This is a genomic window from Rhizobium sp. RU20A, assembly GCF_900155885.1.
In the GTDB taxonomy this organism is placed as follows: domain Bacteria; phylum Pseudomonadota; class Alphaproteobacteria; order Rhizobiales; family Rhizobiaceae; genus RU20A.
Map to the genome: position 1 here is coordinate 77079 of NZ_FTMB01000008.1, position 14665 is coordinate 91743.

Here is a 14665-nt window from a genome sequence, read left to right on the forward strand (position 1 = left end):
CCACGGCTCTTTTTCGTGCACCAAAAAACCGCGGCGCCGGCCGCGGTTTGTGAGTCTTAACGGGCAGGCGAGGCCCGGCGAAGGTCAGCTGTAGAGGCTCGGTTCCGGTACGCGTCCGTTCAGGGCAAAATCCCCGACTTCGCGCGCTTTGTAGAACACCGGATCATGGAGCGTGTGGGTGCGCACATTGCGCCAGTAGCGATCGAAGCGGTAGTGGGATGCGGTTGCCCGCGCGCCCATCAGCTCGAAAACACGCGACGTGACGTCGAGCGAGACATGGGTGGCATTGACCTTGGCCGTATAGGCTTCGATCGCCGCCTCGCCACGCTCGCGCTCGGTGACATTGCGCCCGCGCGAAAGCGCCGCCTGCACGGCGTGCGCCGCAGCATCGGCAAGCGCCGCCGACGCCTTGAGCGTTGCGCGGAACTCCCCGATCCGCTCCAGAATATACGGATCTTCGCTGGCCGTCGCGACACCTGAGGTCACCCAGGGTCGCGTCGTGGTGCGCACATAGTCGGTTGCCGCCGAAAGCGCGCCCTCCGCCGTGCCGATGTAGAAGTTCACGAAGACCAGCTGGATCAGCGGTGTATTGAAGGTCGCCAGCACCGTGGGTGCCGCACCCTTCTCGACCAGCGGGAACAGGAAATCGCTCTCGTAGACGACGTAGTCCTTGAACTCGACGCTGCCGCTGTCGGACAGCCGCTGGCCGATATTGTCCCAATCGTCATAGGCGATGTAGCCCGCGCGATCGGTCGGCAGCACGAGGTTGGCGACCTGGTTCCTATAGGCGGCATTGGCGTTGATGCGGTCGGAAACATGCGCGCCGGTGGAGAAGGTCTTGCGGCCGTTGAGAAGGTATTGATCGCCGCGTTTCGTGAGCGTCAGTCCCGGATCGCGCGGATTGACGGCGGCTCCCCAGTAGAGGGATTTCTGCACGGTCTCGACGCCGAGATCATGGGCCTTCTGCGACTCGGACACGGCCCAGTAGGGATACTGGCTGTTGACATAGTGATAGCCGAGCAACTGGCCGATCGAGCTTTCGCCGCGCGCCAGGATGCGCACCAACCGGAGCCCATCGATCCAATCGAGCCCGCCGCCGCCGATCTCGGTCGGGTGAAGTGCGGTCAGCAGGCCCGCAGCCTTCAATGTCGTGATGTCCTCGAGCGGTGGCCTGCCTTCGGCATCGAGTTTGGCGCCGCGGCGGACAAGATCGGCGGAAATCGCCGCTGCCCTGGCAAACAGGTCCTCCCGCTGGCTCGTTGGCTGGGTTGGGGATTGGTCGCGCTCCTTGAGCAGATGCAAGGCGGTCATCTCAAACTCCTGATGTTTGTTCGAAAAAGAAACAGGGCGCCGCCCTTCCATCCAAAGGGGAACCCCGGCGTTCAGCCGAGGCTCCCGGAGCGGAGAAGGGGAGGGCGCTTTCCTGGCCGGGTTTTGATCCGAGACAGGCAGATCAGAACAGTTTTGCCGGGATCCAGTCGGCGGTGACAGCATCGCTGTCGCTGAAGGCCGGAACCTTGGCCGCCAGTTCCTCGATCGTCTTGACACCGGCTTCGCGAAGCGCCGTCTGGGTCAGGAGCGCCGGCTTGACAAGCACCTGCGCCGGGACATCCTGACCGGCGATCTTCAGCGCCACGGCACGGATCGAGACAGCGCCGACGACGGCGGGGTTGGTCGCAACGGTCGCCACCCACGGACTGCCGTCCTCGGTGATTTCCTGAATATCGGCGGTCGAGACGTCGGCCGAATAGATCTTCAGCCTGTCGGAAATGCCGAGATCGGCCGCCGCAAGCTTCACGCCACGGGCGAATTCATCATAGGGTGCGAAAATGACGCTGATATCGGGGTTCGCGGTCAGCACGGCCTTGGCCTGGTCGGCCGTACTGGTCGCGGTCGTGTCGTTGACCGCGCCGAAGCGCGCCTTTTCGACGACACCCTTGTTCTCCGCCTTGAACTTTTCCCAGACCTCGTTGCGCCGGTCGAGCGGGGCAAAGCCGGCGACATAGACATAGCCGGCGTTGAACGCGGTGCCGTTGTCCTTGACCACCTGCTCCAGCGCGAGGCGGGAAAGCTCATGGTCGCTCTGTTCCACCTGCGGAATGGCGGGGTTGTTGAGATTGACGTCGAAGGCGACGACCTTGATGCCGGCATCCAGCGCCTGCTGGGCGACATCCGTCAGGGATTCCGGCTGGCCGTGATCGATGACGATGCCCTGAACGCCGAGATTGATCGCCTGCTGAATCTGGTCGCGCTGCTCGGCGGCGTTCTGCCGGCCGGGGAAGACGCGCAGGTCGATGCCGAGCGCCTTGGCCTGGGCTTCGGCGCCGGCCTGGTAGGCTTGGAAGAAATCGCCGGCGGAAATATAGGAGATCAGTGCCACCTTGACGCCGCCCTTGTCGAACGGGGCAGGCGCGCCCGCAAGGCCTTCGGCCTGCGCGGCGCCAAAGAGAGTGAAGGTGACCACCGTCGCGGCCATGAATGTCTTGATCGCCTGTCGCATATGCTATGCTCCCTCAAATGCCGTTCGAGGATGGGCCCTCGATCTTGCGGCTTGGGGTCAAGTTTAAAATCTATAGAATAGATTGATAAATATGGCCGTGCCATTTGCGGCGGCTGAACGGGAATATTTTGCTTCCGGCAGCACCATCCGCGGCATAGATGCGTAGGCCGTCTGACGGCATCCTTCCCACGGCCGGGAGACGGTGCATGGAAGAGCGCGAGGCGGTCTAACGGGCTCGCAAGGAAGCGGAACGCAAAACTCTTCCATAAATTAATTGATGAAAAATATAGAATTTCTGTATCCGCTACCGCAGCCGGGTATGCTCTTCCAAATGGCGCTTTCCAGCGCCCGATCAGCAATGCCGGAGAGACCCATGGCCCGCCACATCCGTTTCAATGCCTTCGACATGAATTGCGTCGGCCATCAGTCACCCGGCCTCTGGGCGCATCCGCGCGATAAATCCTGGAAGTACAAGGATCTGGATTACTGGCAGGATCTCGCCCGCACGCTAGAGCGCGGCATTTTCGATGGCATCTTCATCGCCGACGTCATCGGCTATTACGACGTCTACAAGGGCTCGAACTACCATGCCATCCATCAGGCGGCCCAGATCCCAGTCAACGATCCGCTGCAGCTCGCCGCGCCCATTGCGCTTGCGACCGAGCATCTCGGCATCGGCATCACGGCATCGACGAGTTTCGAGCATCCCTACACCTTCGCCCGCCGGCTCGCGACGGCCGACCACCACACCAAGGGGCGTGTGGGCTGGAACATCGTGACCTCCTATCTGGAGAGCGGCGCCAAGAATGTCGGGCAGGGGGGCTTGCGCCGTCACGACGATCGCTACGAGGTCGCCAACGAGTATGTCGAAGTGCTCTACAAGCTCTTCGAAGGCAGCTGGGAAGAGGGCGCGGTGCTGCGCGACCGTGAGAACCGCATTTTCACCGATCCCTCCAAGGTTCACGAGATCGCGCACAAGGGCAAGTATTTCGACGTTCCCGGCTATCATCTCAGCGAGCCCTCGCCGCAGCGCACGCCCGTTCTCTATCAGGCCGGGGCGTCCGGTCCGGGCAAGACCTTCGCCGCCGGCCATGCCGAGTGCATCTTTGTCGCCGCACCCACGAAATCGGTGCTGAAGGGCTATGTCGCCGACATCCGCGAGCGCATCGCGGCTGCCGGTCGCGATCCGAAGAAGGTCTATATCTACACGCTGATCACCATCATCACCGACGAGACGGAAGAAAAGGCGCAGGCGAAGTTCGATGACTACAAGCGCTATGTGTCCTATGATGGCTCGCTCACTTTCATGTCCGGCTGGAGCGGCATCGACTTCGGCCAGTATGCGCCGACGGATGTGGTGGAGCGAATCGAGACGAACGCCATCCACTCCTTCGTCGAGCATATTGCCGGCGGCGACAAATCCTGGACCATCGATGAACTCGCCCAGTTCGGCGGTATCGGCGGCATGGGCCCGGTCTTCGTCGGCTCCCGCGAACGCATCGCCGATATCCTGCAGGAATGGGTGGAAGACACGGATGTCGATGGCTTCAACATCGCCTATGCGGTGACCCCCGACAGCTTCGAGGATGTCGTTGCCCACATCGTGCCGGAACTGCAAAGACGCGGCGCCTATCCGACGGCCTACAAGCCCGGCACGTTGCGCGAGAAGCTGTTCGGTGAGGGGCCGTATCTGCCCGCATCCCACCCGGCCGATCTCTACCGCGATATCGAGGCGGTGAAGAAGCGCGAAGCGGAGCAGGTGGTGTCGCCGAAGTCTGTGAACGGCTAACAGGTCCCGCCCTCTCCCTGCGTGCGGGGAGAGGGCCCGATCGCGTTTGCAAGACATCCCGAACCCGCTTCCGCCCCGGCCGGGGCAGGCTTTGCGCTCGCCGCCTCAGGCTTTGCGGGCAATGCCGTAGGTCAGCGCCAGCGCCCCGACCAGCACGGCGCCCTTGACGAAATCCTGGGTGTAGTAGGGGGCGTTCAGCATGGTCAGCCCGTTCAGCAGCACGCCCACGAAGACCGCTCCGACGAGCGTGCCCAGGACGTTCGGTCGGCGAAGGCCGAGCACGGCATAGCCGATCAGGGAGGCCGCGACGGCATCCATCAGCAACGAGCCGCCGGAGGAAACGTCACCGCGCCCGACGCGCGCGGCAACCACGATCCCGCCGAGCGACGCGAGGGTCCCCGAGATCACATAGGCCAGCGTTTTCAACCTGTCGGTCGGCCCACCGGCGAGCCGCGTCGCCAGCTCATTGCCACCGGTCGCAAACAGGAGCCGCCCGATGCGCGTGCGCTCCGTCAGCACGTAAAGCGCAATCGCAACGACAGCCATCAGGATCACCGGCAGCGGCACGATGCCGAAGAGGCTGGAGCGGCCGATGGTGAGAAACGCCGGATCGTATTTCCCCGTCGCCGTCGCGCCATCGGGCAGGATCAGCCCCGGCGAGATCGAGCGTCCGGCGGTGGGGATCAGCTGCAGGCCTGTCAGCAGGAACATCATGGCCAGCGTCGCGAGCAGATCCGGAACCTTGAGGCGGACGATGAGCAGCGCATTGAGCAGCCCGATCACCGCCCCCAGCGCCAGGACCAGCGCGACGGTTTCGGCCGTACCGAGGCCCCAGACGATCATGGCATAGCTTGCCGCCATGACGCTCGAGGCGGCCACCGCCCCGATCGACAGATCGAAGCCGCCGACGGCAAGCGTGACGGTGACGCCCACGCCAAGGATCGCGACGACGGAGACCGCCTGCAGGATGCTCATTAGATTGTTGAGGTTGATGAAGGCCGGCTCGGCAAGCGAGAAGCCGATCATCAGCGCAGCGAGCAGAATGAACACCGCGCCGGATCGCAGGATATCGCGGATACCGTCGCCGGTCCTTGCCGGTGTTCCGGCGGCAGGCGTGTTGTCTTGGGCTGTCATTGGGTGGTTTCCCTGCTGCGCACTGGCGACGCATTGCCATCGCGGTGGCTGTGGAGAATGGTGTGGTGGTCCATGGTCACAACGCGGTCCGCGACCTCATAGGCCTCTTCCGGATCGGACGTTGCGATCAGCGTGGCGCGGTCGTCGCGGCTGCGAATGGCGGCGATGATGTCGTGGCGGGCGCCGACATCGACGCCCTGGAACGGCTCGTCGAGAAGCAAAAGCCTGCCGGGCTCGGCCTCCCAGCGCGCGAGAACCACCTTCTGCTGATTGCCGCCGGACAGCGTCCAGACGGACGCATCCGGTCCGGAGGCCCGAATGCCGAGTCGCCTGATCGCGGCCTTGGCCTTTTCCCGCTCCAGCCGCGGCCGGATCAGGCCGGCCGGGTTCCAGCGGGTGAGATGCGGGAGGCTGATGGTCGCGGCGATTTCTTCCCCGGGCCATCCCGCCGGCATCAGCGATGAGCGATGCCGATCCTCGCCCGCCATGAAGACACCGGCATCCACGGCGTCCCGCGGGCTCGAGGGCGTATAGGCCTCTCCGCCCAGCCGCATGATGCCGCCTGCCAGAACGCCGTTTCCAAAGATCGCGCAGAGCAGCCGGCTTTTGCCGGCGCCGAGAACGCCGGTGATTGCCAGCACCTCGCCCCGATGCACTGTGAGATCGAACGGATCGCTGCCGGGCAGAAGTCTTGCGCCGGAAAGCTCGAGCATGGGCTCGCCGCCTGCGGCCCGCGCATCGGGGCGCGCAGAGGCAAGCGGCCTGCCGATCATCGTCTCGATGGCCTGGTCGAAGTTCACCGGACGGGCAAAGGTTTCGACCAGCCGTCCGCCGCGCAGCACCGCCACGCGATCGGCCAGGGCTTCGAGGTCGGCCGTGCGGTGGGAGATATAGAGAATGGCGATGCCGCGGTTCTTCAGGTCGAGCAGCGTCTGGTAGAGCCTGCGGGATTCGGTGGCCGAAAGGCTGGCCGTCGGCTCGTCAAGGATCAGCAGTTCCGCCCGGTTGGCAAGCCCGCGGGCAATCGCTACCAGCTGCCGCTCGGCGGCGGACAGCGCGGCAAAATCCCTGTCGACGGGAAGGTCGAAGCCAGCGTCCCGCAGCATCGCCTGCGCTTCGCGCCTAACCCGCGCTCGGGAGACGAAGAAGGGCTGGCTGCGATCGACAAACCGGTTGAGCAGAAGCGCATCACCGACGCTGAGGCCGGGAATGCCGACGAGATCGGTCGACTGATGAACGGTCACGACCCCGGCTGTGTTCGCCTCGGCGGGGGTCGCGGGGGCATAGGTCCGGCCCTTGAATGTCAGGCCGCCGCCGTCTGCGGCGAGCACGCCTGAGATGATCTTGACGAAGGTCGATTTTCCCGCGCCGTTTGCCCCCATCAGCGCAACGATCTCGCCGGGCTCGATGGAGAAACTGAAATCCGCAAGCGCCCGGGTCGATCCGAAGGACCGGCTGAGAGACTTGGCTTGAAGGAGGGGCATGGGCATCAACCGCAATTGGGACGCGTGCACTGTGCCGAGGCGAAAGGCCTCCCCGCAAGGATGCGTTTTGCGCGCGGGTGCCCCGGTCGAAAAAACTATTCCATCGAAAGGCGACGTGGGCCGTGGTGAGGCTGGCGGCTGCGAGGGAGAATTTTTTACGAACCGGTGCTTGGAGGAACAAACATCTCTCTCAAAAACCATTTCGTCTATTAATTTAGATGAAAATCGATGTTTGAGAGGTTCCCATGACACTGAAAGCGCTTTTCTCTGCCCTCCTGATTGCCATTGCCGGGCCGGCCGCGGCCGAAACCGTGAAGATCGGCGTCGTGCCGGGGGTCTATGGCGATTCCGTCGAGGCCCTTGTCCCGGAGGCGAAGGCGGCCGGGATTGACTTGCAGGTCATCGAATTCAGCGACTGGACGACGCCGAACGAGGCGCTGCAGGCCGGCGATCTCGACCTCAACTACTTCCAGCATGTGCCCTTCCTCACCAATGCGATCAAGCAGAAGGGGTATACCATCGTTCCGATCGGTGTCGGCACGCTTGCCAATATCGGCATCTACTCCCTGAAGCATAAGGATTTCGCCAGCGTTCCGGACGGTGCGACGGTGGCGATCGCCAATGACCCGGTCAACCAGGGGCGCGGCCTGCTACTGCTCGAAAAGGGTGGCCTGATCAAGCTGAAGGACGGCGTCGGCTATCTCGGCACGCTGGACGATATCGTTGAGAACCCGAAGAACGTGACCTTCAGCGAAGTGGAAGGCCCGCAGCTTGCCCGCGTGACCGGCGATGTCGATCTGGCGCTCGGCTATCCCCACTTCATCATTGCGGCCAAGACCTTCGATCCCGGCTCGGCCCTGATCTATTCCGGCATCGATGACAAGCAGTTCGCCATCGTTTTTGCCGCCAATGCCGCGAAGGCCGACAATCCGGCGCTGAAGAAGGTGGTCGAACTCTACCAGTCCTCCAAGGCCGTGCGCGAAGCGATCGATACCGGCTTTGCCCGCAATCCGAAGCTCTACACGATCGCGTGGTGACCATGAGCCTCGCTTTTCTGGGTGGAGCAGACCACCCGATCTCCGAAACCGGCGCGGTAGCGCGTCATCATGCGAAATCAGAGAGGCGCCCAGGCGCCGCGTCAAATGCCGGGCTCTCCAGCACTCACGTGACGCCGGCGGCCGGGTCCGTGCGCTTCGAGGGTGTCGAGAAGGTCTATACATCCTCGGCGGGCCGCGTCGAGGCGCTGAAGGATATCAGCATCGACATTCCCGCTGGCGCGATCTTCGGCATCATCGGCCGCTCCGGTGCGGGCAAGTCGAGCCTGCTGCGCACCATCAACCGGCTGGAGCGGCCCACCGCCGGCCGGATGCTGGTCGATGGCCAGGATATCGCGGCCTATGGCGAGGATGAACTCGTCGCGCTCCGGCGCCGCGTCGGCATGATCTTCCAGCATTTCAATCTGCTCTCGGCCAAGACCGTGTTCGGCAATGTCGCCCTGCCGCTTCTGGTGGCGGGCGTCGGTGCGGCCGAAATCGAGGCGCGGGTGGCGGAGGTGCTGAAGCTCGTCGGCCTCGAGGGCAAGGAGACCACTTATCCGTCCCGACTTTCCGGCGGCCAGAAGCAGCGTGTCGGCATTGCCCGGGCGCTCGTCAGTCGCCCGGAAATCCTGCTCTGCGACGAGGCGACATCCGCGCTCGATCCGGAAACGACGCTGTCCATCCTGTCGCTGCTGAAGGACATCAATCGTCGCCTCGGCCTTACCATCGTGCTTATCACCCACGAGATGAGCGTCATTCGCGAGATCTGCGACGAGGTGCTGGTGCTCGAGGCTGGCCGCATCGCTGAGACAGGTCCCGTCTGGAAGGTCTTCGGCAATCCCCGGCATGATGCGACGCAGGCGCTGCTTGCGCCGCTGACGCGCGGCTTGCCAGAGGAGATCGCCAGCCGCATGACGCCAAACCCGGTGGATGACGCGTCGCTCGCCATCATCGAATTCGCCTATACGGGCGAGGGCGGGCGCGAACCCGATCTTGCCCGGCTCGTGGCGCTGCTCGGGCCAGAAGCACGCATCGTTCAAAGCCAGCTCGACCGCATCGACGGCCACCTCAGCGGCCGCCTGATCGTCTCGGCGCCGGCATCAGGCGATCTGCCGTCCCGTCTTTCCGGCCAGGATCTGGTCAATGCCGCAAGGATCATCGGTTATGTCCCCGCAAATGCTTGACCGCCTCTGGCAGGCCTTTCTCGACACGCTGACCATGGTCGGCGTTTCCGCCGTGATCGCGCTCTTCGTCGGCGTGCCGCTGGCCGTGTTCCTCGTCCTGTCCTCGCCCGGCGGCCTCATTCACGCGCCGCGCACCAACCGGGTGCTCGGTGCCGTCATCAACGGCTTTCGCGCCGCGCCATTCATCGTGCTCCTCGTGGCGCTCCTGCCCTTCACGCGGCTGGTCACGGGGACAACGATCGGTGTCTGGGCCGCCATCGTGCCGCTGTCGATCAGCGCCACGCCGTTTCTGGCCCGCATCGCCGAGGTCAGCCTGCGCGAGGTGGAGCATGGGCTGATCGAGGCGGCGCAGGCCATCGGTTGCCGGCGCTGGCACATCATCCGCCATGTGCTGCTGCCCGAAGCACTGCCCGGCCTCGTCGGCGGCTTCACGATCACGATCGTGTCGATGATCGGCGCTTCCGCCATGGCTGGTGCCGTGGGCGCCGGCGGGCTCGGCGACATGGCGATCCGCTATGGCTACCAGCGTTTCGACACCACGGTGATGCTCGCGGTTCTCGCCGTCCTGATCGCCACCGTCTGCCTCGTCCAGTTCATCGGCGATACCGCCGTGCGGCGCCTGCGCGCCCGCTGAAGCTCTTCCATGCCTCGCACCGAGATCACGTCATGACCCGTTCCGAAGCCGATATTGCGCTCGCCACCGAACGTCGCCGCCCCCGGCCTCCGCGCCCGGTGCATCGCATTCGCGACGATGCCGAGGCGATTGAGATCGCCCATCTCTTGGCCGAACGCTTCGCGGCCGGTGCGAGCGCGCGCGACCGCGAACGCCGGCTGCCCTGGGACGAGATCGAGGCCTACACCGACAGTGGTCTCGGCGCGATCACCGTACCGAAAGCCTATGGCGGCACGGGTGCAAGCTTTGAAACCCTGGCAAAAGTGTTCGAAATTCTCTGCGCGGCCGATCCGGCGCTGGGGCAGATCCCGCAGAACCAGTTCGGCGTGCTGGCCCTCGTCCATGATATCGGGACGGAGGCGCAGAAGGCGCGCATCTATGCCGATGTGCTCGGTGGTTACCGCATCGGCAATGCCGGGCCGGAGCGCAAGACGCGGCTGATCACCATTGCCACCACCCGGCTGGAGGAGACCGGCGAGGGCCTGCGCCTCACCGGCGAGCGCTTCTACTCCACCGGCTCGATCTTCGCGCACTACATCCCCACACGGGCGGTGGATGCTAAGGGGCGGGTGGTGCAGGTCTGGGCGCGTGGCGATGCCGAGGGCGTCACCGTCATCGACGACTGGAATTCTTTCGGCCAGCGCACCACGGCAAGCGGCAGCGTCGTCTTCGATCGTGTGGTGATCGATCCGCTGCTTGTCTTCCCGGTCCATGCCTTTGCCGATCGGCCCGGCCTTGCCGGCCCCATTTCGCAGCTGATCCAGGCGGCCATCGATGCCGGCATCGCGCAGGCGGCCTTGGACGAAGCCTGCCGCTTTGTACGGGAGCGGGCGCGGCCCTGGGTGGATTCGGGGCTCGAGCGGGCCACGGACGATCCGACTATTCTCCATTCGGTCGGACATCTGGCGACCGAACTGCATGCCGCGCAGGAGATCCTCTACGAGGCGGGCCGGATGCTCGACCGCGTTTCCGCCGCGCCCGTGACGGCGGAGAGCAGCGCCGAGGCCTCCGTCACCATCGCCGAGGCGAAGATCGTGACGACAGAAATCGCGCTCGAAGCCAGCGAAACGCTTTTCGACCTCGCCGGCTCCTCCGCCACCCGCGCGACCCACAATCTCGACCGGCACTGGCGCAATGCCCGTGTCCATACGCTGCATGATCCCGTGCGCTGGAAATATCACCTGATCGGCAATTACGATCTCAACGGCGTGCTGCCCGCCCGCCATCAGTGGAATTGAGCGATGACGATCCACAATCCCGCCCCGTCCGTGCCTGCGCAGCCCGTGCTTGCCCAGCCGGCGGCTTTGCCAGAGGCTGTTCCGTACCGCATCGCCTCCGATGCCGAGGCGATCACTGTCGCCGAGGCCTTCGCCGAGACGCTGCGGGCCGGCGCGTCAAAACGCGATGCCGAGCGCCAGCTTCCCTTCGATGAACTGGATGCCTTCGTGGCCACAGGGCTCTGGGGCATCAGCGTGCCAAAGGCCTATGGCGGCGCTGGCGTTTCGGCCGGCACGCTCGCCCGCGTCACCGCGATCATTGCCGCAGCCGACGGTTCGCTGTCGCAGATTCCGCAGAACCATTATTATTCGCTGGAGGTGCTGCGCGTCGGCGGCAGCGAGGCGCAGAAGCGGTTCTTCTATGATCGCGTGCTGGCCGGCGAACGGACGGGCAATGCGCTGGCGGAAATCGGGCACAAGGATTTCAAGCGCCGCACCCGGCTTTATCGCGAGGGCAGCGGCTGGCGTGTCGATGGCACCAAATATTACTGCACCGGCGCCATCTACGCCCACTGGATCCCGACGCTCGTCTCGGTGGAAGAGGCTTCGGGCGCAAGAACGTATATCGTCTTCATCCCGCGCAGCGCGCCGGGCGTCAGCATCATCGATGACTGGGACGGTTTCGGCCAGCGGGTGACGGGCAGCGGCACGGTGCGCTTCGATGCCGTCTCCATCGAGCCGGAATGGATCGTGCCGTTCCAATCGTCTTTCGAACGGGCAACGACCATTGGCCCGGTCGCGCAGATTATACACGCCGCCATCGATCTCGGCATTGGCGAGGGCGCCTATCGCGATATGCTCGCCTTCGTGCGCAGCCGGGCACGGCCGTGGATCGACGCAAAGGTCGAGACGGCGGCGGAGGATCCGCTGACGCTTAGCGAAATCGGCAAGGTGCGGGTGCGCCTGAGAGCAGCCGATGCGCTGTTGCGCAAGGCGGGCGAACGCGTCGATGCGGCGATGGCGAACCCGACCGAAGACACGGTCGCGGCCGCCTCCATCGCGGTTGCCGAGGCGAAGATCCTCTCCACGAAGGCCGGGCTTCTCGCGGCCAACAAGCTCTTCGAGCTCTCGGGCACCTCCGCCACCATGGTCGAGGACAATTACGACCGGCACTGGCGCAATGTACGCACGCACACGCTGCATGATCCCGTCCGGTGGAAATACCAGGCGGTCGGCCAGTATCATCTCAATGGCCGGCGTCCGCCGCGCCACGGCGCGATCTGAGCGCGTCCGCACGTCCCGAAAGATCGAGATCAGGCATGTCCCAGAGAAAACAGATCCTTCTCAACGCCTTCAGCATGAACTGCGTCGGCCATATCAATCACGGGCTGTGGACGCATCCGCGTGATCGCTCCGCAGACTATCGCCGGCTCTCCTACTGGACGGAGCTGGCCCGGACGCTGGAGCGCGGCCTGTTCGACGGCATCTTCCTCGCCGACATCATCGGGGTCTACGACATCTATCAGGGATCGGTGGACCTGACGCTGAAGGAAACGATCCAGCTCCCGGTCAATGATCCGATCCTGCTGATCTCGGCCATGGCGGCGGCAACCCAACATCTCGGCTTCGGCGTCACCGTGAACACCAGCGTGGAGGCGCCCTATACCTTCGCGCGGCGCATGTCGACGCTTGATCACCTCACCGAGGGGCGCATCGGCTGGAACATCGTGACCGGCTATCTCGACAGCGCCGCCCGCGCGCTCGGGCAGTCCGGCCTTGGCGAGCACGACAACCGCTATGACCGGGCGGACGACTACCTCGACGTGCTCTACAAGCTCTGGGAGGCGAGCTGGGCGGAGGATGCGGTGCAGCGCGACAAGACTGCCCGCATGTTCGCCGACCCTGCCCGTGTTCGGGCGATCCAGCACGATGGCCCCTATTATCACAGCGAAGGCTATCATCTGGCCGAACCTTCCGCACAGCGCACGCCGGTGCTCTACCAGGCCGGCACCTCAGGCCGCGGCCGGAAGTTTGCGGCGCGGCACGGCGAGTGCATCTTCATCGGCGCTACCGACAAGGCCGCCGCCGCGCGCACGGCCAAGGCGCTGCGGGAGGCGTCGGTCGCGGCCGGTCGGGCGCCCGACGATATTAAGATCTTCGTCGGCATCACCGTCGTGCCGGGCCGCACGAATGCCGAGGCCGAGGAAAAGCTCGCCGACTACCTCGATCATGCCAGCCCCGAAGCGGGCCTTGCGCATTTTGCGGCCGGTAGCGGCATCGATTTTTCCCGCTTCGAGGCGGACGAGCCGATCGACTACGGCACAGGCAATGCCATCCAGTCCGTCAACCAGCTTGCCCGCCAGAAGGGCTGGACGAAACGCCAGCTTCTGAAGGAACTCGCCATTGGCGGGCGCTATCCGCTTGTCGTCGGGGACGGTGCCAAGGTGGCCGAGGAGTTGATCGGCTGGATCGAGGAGGGAGGCATCGACGGCTTCAATCTCACCCGGACCGTGGTGCCGGAAAGCTATGTCGACTTCATCGACGTCGTCATTCCCGAACTGCAGGCCCGCGGCGCCTACAAGACCGCCTATACCGATGGAACGCTCCGCCACCGCCTGTTCGGCAACGGTGACCGCCTGCCCGACAACCACCCCGGAAGCCGGCAGGCACGCGAGCTGGCACGACGCTGGTAAAGATGGATCGAGGTCATCTCGCTCGAGTTTCGCGACCGGCATCCCTTGCCGAGCGGCACGAGGCTGCCGCAAAGATCCGCAACGGACTAGCGTGACCTCAGCGATGGTCTTGCAGGGCCTGTTTCGGCTGGATCGCATCCAGGGGCTGGCGCAGCGTTGCGGCCCGCCGCTGCATCTGGCGCCGGTCGATCTCGCGCGTCTTGACGCCGTTCAGCAGGTGGTAGCCAAGGGGCCAGCGGCCATGGCCGCTCGCGATATTGATGTGGCCACTCGGTCCGAGATCGACGAGATCGCTGCCCCAGAGATTGGCAAAACAGGTTGACGTCTCAAAACGCATATAGGGGTCGTTTCGGCTGGCAACGATCACGCTGGGAAAGGGCAGGCGGCGGTTCGGCATGGTGCCGAAATCGACGATACAGGGGTGCATGGCCTCCACGCGCTCCAGATCGCAGGGCGCGACCAGCAGGGCGCCTCGCACCTTTGCCGCCGCCGGCCGACCGGCCAGCTTGGCGACGAGGATACAGCCGAGACTGTGCGCGACGAGCCAGACGCCATCACTTGCCGATAGCGCTGCATCCAGTCGTGCTTCCCAGGCCGCAAGGCTCGGGCACGCCCAGTCATCCTGCACCAGTAGCTCCGCACCCGGAATGTCCCGCGCCCAGTGGGTTTGCCAGTGGCCCTCGCCAGAGCCGTTGAGGCCGGGAAGGATCAGCGTGTCCAGCGGTGTCCCGGAAAACGTCGACATTGCGGTGGCTCCCTTGCGATCGCCCCAGTATCCGCAATTGCCAGTCGTGCGCGAAGGATCCGCGTTCTATTGTCTATAAGGTAAGTAGATTATCTTTTGCCTGCCGCCCGCTTTTGCACCCGTCTTGCAGGTTGTCCGCCCCTTCACGACCGAATTTCGCAAGGCGGTGCCGTGGCTTGGAGGCGCAGGGGCCCGGAGCTCCGCTATAA

The 14665-nt window shown here is 64.6% G+C and carries 11 protein-coding genes and 1 pseudogene; 7 read left to right on the top strand and 5 right to left on the bottom strand.

Translation table 11 applies throughout. The features are described from left to right. Positions 1 to 84: 84 nt before the first annotated feature. Both F3H41_RS17170 and F3H41_RS17175 read right to left on the bottom strand, forming a co-directional pair. Positions 85 to 1311 (bottom strand): acyl-CoA dehydrogenase family protein, encoded by a 1227-nt coding sequence (locus F3H41_RS17170; RefSeq protein ID WP_149739912.1) that lies wholly within the window; start codon positions 1309 to 1311, stop codon positions 85 to 87. Between the two features lie 142 nt (positions 1312 to 1453). Further along, positions 1454 to 2476, bottom strand: a complete 1023-nt coding sequence (locus tag F3H41_RS17175) for a substrate-binding domain-containing protein (RefSeq protein ID WP_244616257.1) — start codon at positions 2474 to 2476, stop codon at positions 1454 to 1456. A 397-nt stretch (positions 2477 to 2873) separates the two neighbouring features. On the opposite strand from F3H41_RS17175, the gene F3H41_RS17180 reads away from it, so the two are divergent. Next, complete coding sequence (locus F3H41_RS17180) at positions 2874 to 4289, top strand: LLM class flavin-dependent oxidoreductase (protein ID WP_149739914.1); 1416 nt, start codon at positions 2874 to 2876, stop codon at positions 4287 to 4289. A gap of 105 nt (positions 4290 to 4394) precedes the next feature. Here F3H41_RS17180 and F3H41_RS17185 read toward each other — a convergent pair whose 3' ends face one another. Further along, a complete protein-coding gene (locus tag F3H41_RS17185) occupies positions 4395 to 5423 on the bottom strand; it encodes an ABC transporter permease (protein WP_149739915.1) in 1029 nt (342 codons plus the stop codon). Next, entirely contained in the window at positions 5420 to 6907 is a 1488-nt protein-coding gene (locus F3H41_RS17190; RefSeq protein ID WP_149739916.1) for a sugar ABC transporter ATP-binding protein, read from the bottom strand. Before F3H41_RS17190 ends, F3H41_RS17185 begins: the two co-directional genes overlap by 4 nt. Positions 6908 to 7152: 245 nt before the next feature. Here F3H41_RS17190 and F3H41_RS17195 point away from each other — a divergent pair, with 245 nt between their 5' ends. From F3H41_RS17195 to F3H41_RS17220, 6 genes and pseudogenes are all read left to right on the top strand, one after another. Then, positions 7153 to 7944, top strand: a complete 792-nt coding sequence (locus tag F3H41_RS17195; RefSeq protein ID WP_149739917.1) for a MetQ/NlpA family ABC transporter substrate-binding protein — start codon at positions 7153 to 7155, stop codon at positions 7942 to 7944. A gap of 143 nt (positions 7945 to 8087) precedes the next feature. Then, positions 8088 to 9128: pseudogene (locus F3H41_RS17200) on the top strand (ATP-binding cassette domain-containing protein); the annotation flags it as partial. Next, complete coding sequence (locus tag F3H41_RS17205; RefSeq protein ID WP_149739919.1) at positions 9109 to 9762, top strand: methionine ABC transporter permease; 654 nt, start codon at positions 9109 to 9111, stop codon at positions 9760 to 9762. The pseudogene F3H41_RS17200 and the gene F3H41_RS17205, both read left to right, overlap by 20 nt. 32 nt (positions 9763 to 9794) lie before the next feature. Continuing rightward, positions 9795 to 11039 carry an SfnB family sulfur acquisition oxidoreductase gene (locus F3H41_RS17210; RefSeq protein WP_149739920.1) on the top strand — a complete coding sequence of 415 codons (1245 nt, stop codon included), beginning with the start codon at positions 9795 to 9797 and terminating at the stop codon, positions 11037 to 11039. Between the two features lie 3 nt (positions 11040 to 11042). After that, the gene (locus F3H41_RS17215) at positions 11043 to 12302 is read left to right on the top strand and encodes an SfnB family sulfur acquisition oxidoreductase (protein WP_149739921.1); all 1260 of its coding nucleotides are present in this window, start codon (positions 11043 to 11045) and stop codon (positions 12300 to 12302) included. A 35-nt stretch (positions 12303 to 12337) separates the two neighbouring features. Then, on the top strand, positions 12338 to 13711 hold the full coding sequence (locus F3H41_RS17220; protein WP_149739922.1) for an LLM class flavin-dependent oxidoreductase: 1374 nt from the start codon (positions 12338 to 12340) through the stop codon (positions 13709 to 13711). Between the two features lie 97 nt (positions 13712 to 13808). Here F3H41_RS17220 and F3H41_RS17225 read toward each other — a convergent pair whose 3' ends face one another. After that, complete coding sequence (locus F3H41_RS17225) at positions 13809 to 14456, bottom strand: alpha/beta hydrolase (RefSeq protein WP_149739923.1); 648 nt, start codon at positions 14454 to 14456, stop codon at positions 13809 to 13811. Positions 14457 to 14665 lie beyond the last annotated feature (209 nt).

Excerpts from the sequence above, each read along its gene's own strand:
- F3H41_RS17215 (WP_149739921.1), top strand. The coding sequence starts at position 11,043 with ATGACGATCCACAATCCCGCCCCGTCCGTGCCTGCGCAGCCCGTGCTT.
- F3H41_RS17195 (WP_149739917.1), top strand. The coding sequence starts at position 7,153 with ATGACACTGAAAGCGCTTTTCTCTGCCCTCCTGATTGCCATTGCCGGG.
- F3H41_RS17220 (WP_149739922.1), top strand. The coding sequence starts at position 12,338 with ATGTCCCAGAGAAAACAGATCCTTCTCAACGCCTTCAGCATGAACTGC.
- F3H41_RS17210 (WP_149739920.1), top strand. The coding sequence starts at position 9,795 with ATGACCCGTTCCGAAGCCGATATTGCGCTCGCCACCGAACGTCGCCGC.
- F3H41_RS17180 (WP_149739914.1), top strand. The coding sequence starts at position 2,874 with ATGGCCCGCCACATCCGTTTCAATGCCTTCGACATGAATTGCGTCGGC.
- F3H41_RS17190 (WP_149739916.1), bottom strand. The coding sequence starts at position 6,907 with ATGCCCCTCCTTCAAGCCAAGTCTCTCAGCCGGTCCTTCGGATCGACC.
- F3H41_RS17170 (WP_149739912.1), bottom strand. The coding sequence starts at position 1,311 with ATGACCGCCTTGCATCTGCTCAAGGAGCGCGACCAATCCCCAACCCAG.
- F3H41_RS17185 (WP_149739915.1), bottom strand. The coding sequence starts at position 5,423 with ATGACAGCCCAAGACAACACGCCTGCCGCCGGAACACCGGCAAGGACC.
- F3H41_RS17205 (WP_149739919.1), top strand. The coding sequence starts at position 9,109 with ATGTCCCCGCAAATGCTTGACCGCCTCTGGCAGGCCTTTCTCGACACG.
- F3H41_RS17225 (WP_149739923.1), bottom strand. The coding sequence starts at position 14,456 with ATGTCGACGTTTTCCGGGACACCGCTGGACACGCTGATCCTTCCCGGC.
- F3H41_RS17175 (WP_244616257.1), bottom strand. The coding sequence starts at position 2,476 with ATGGCCGCGACGGTGGTCACCTTCACTCTCTTTGGCGCCGCGCAGGCC.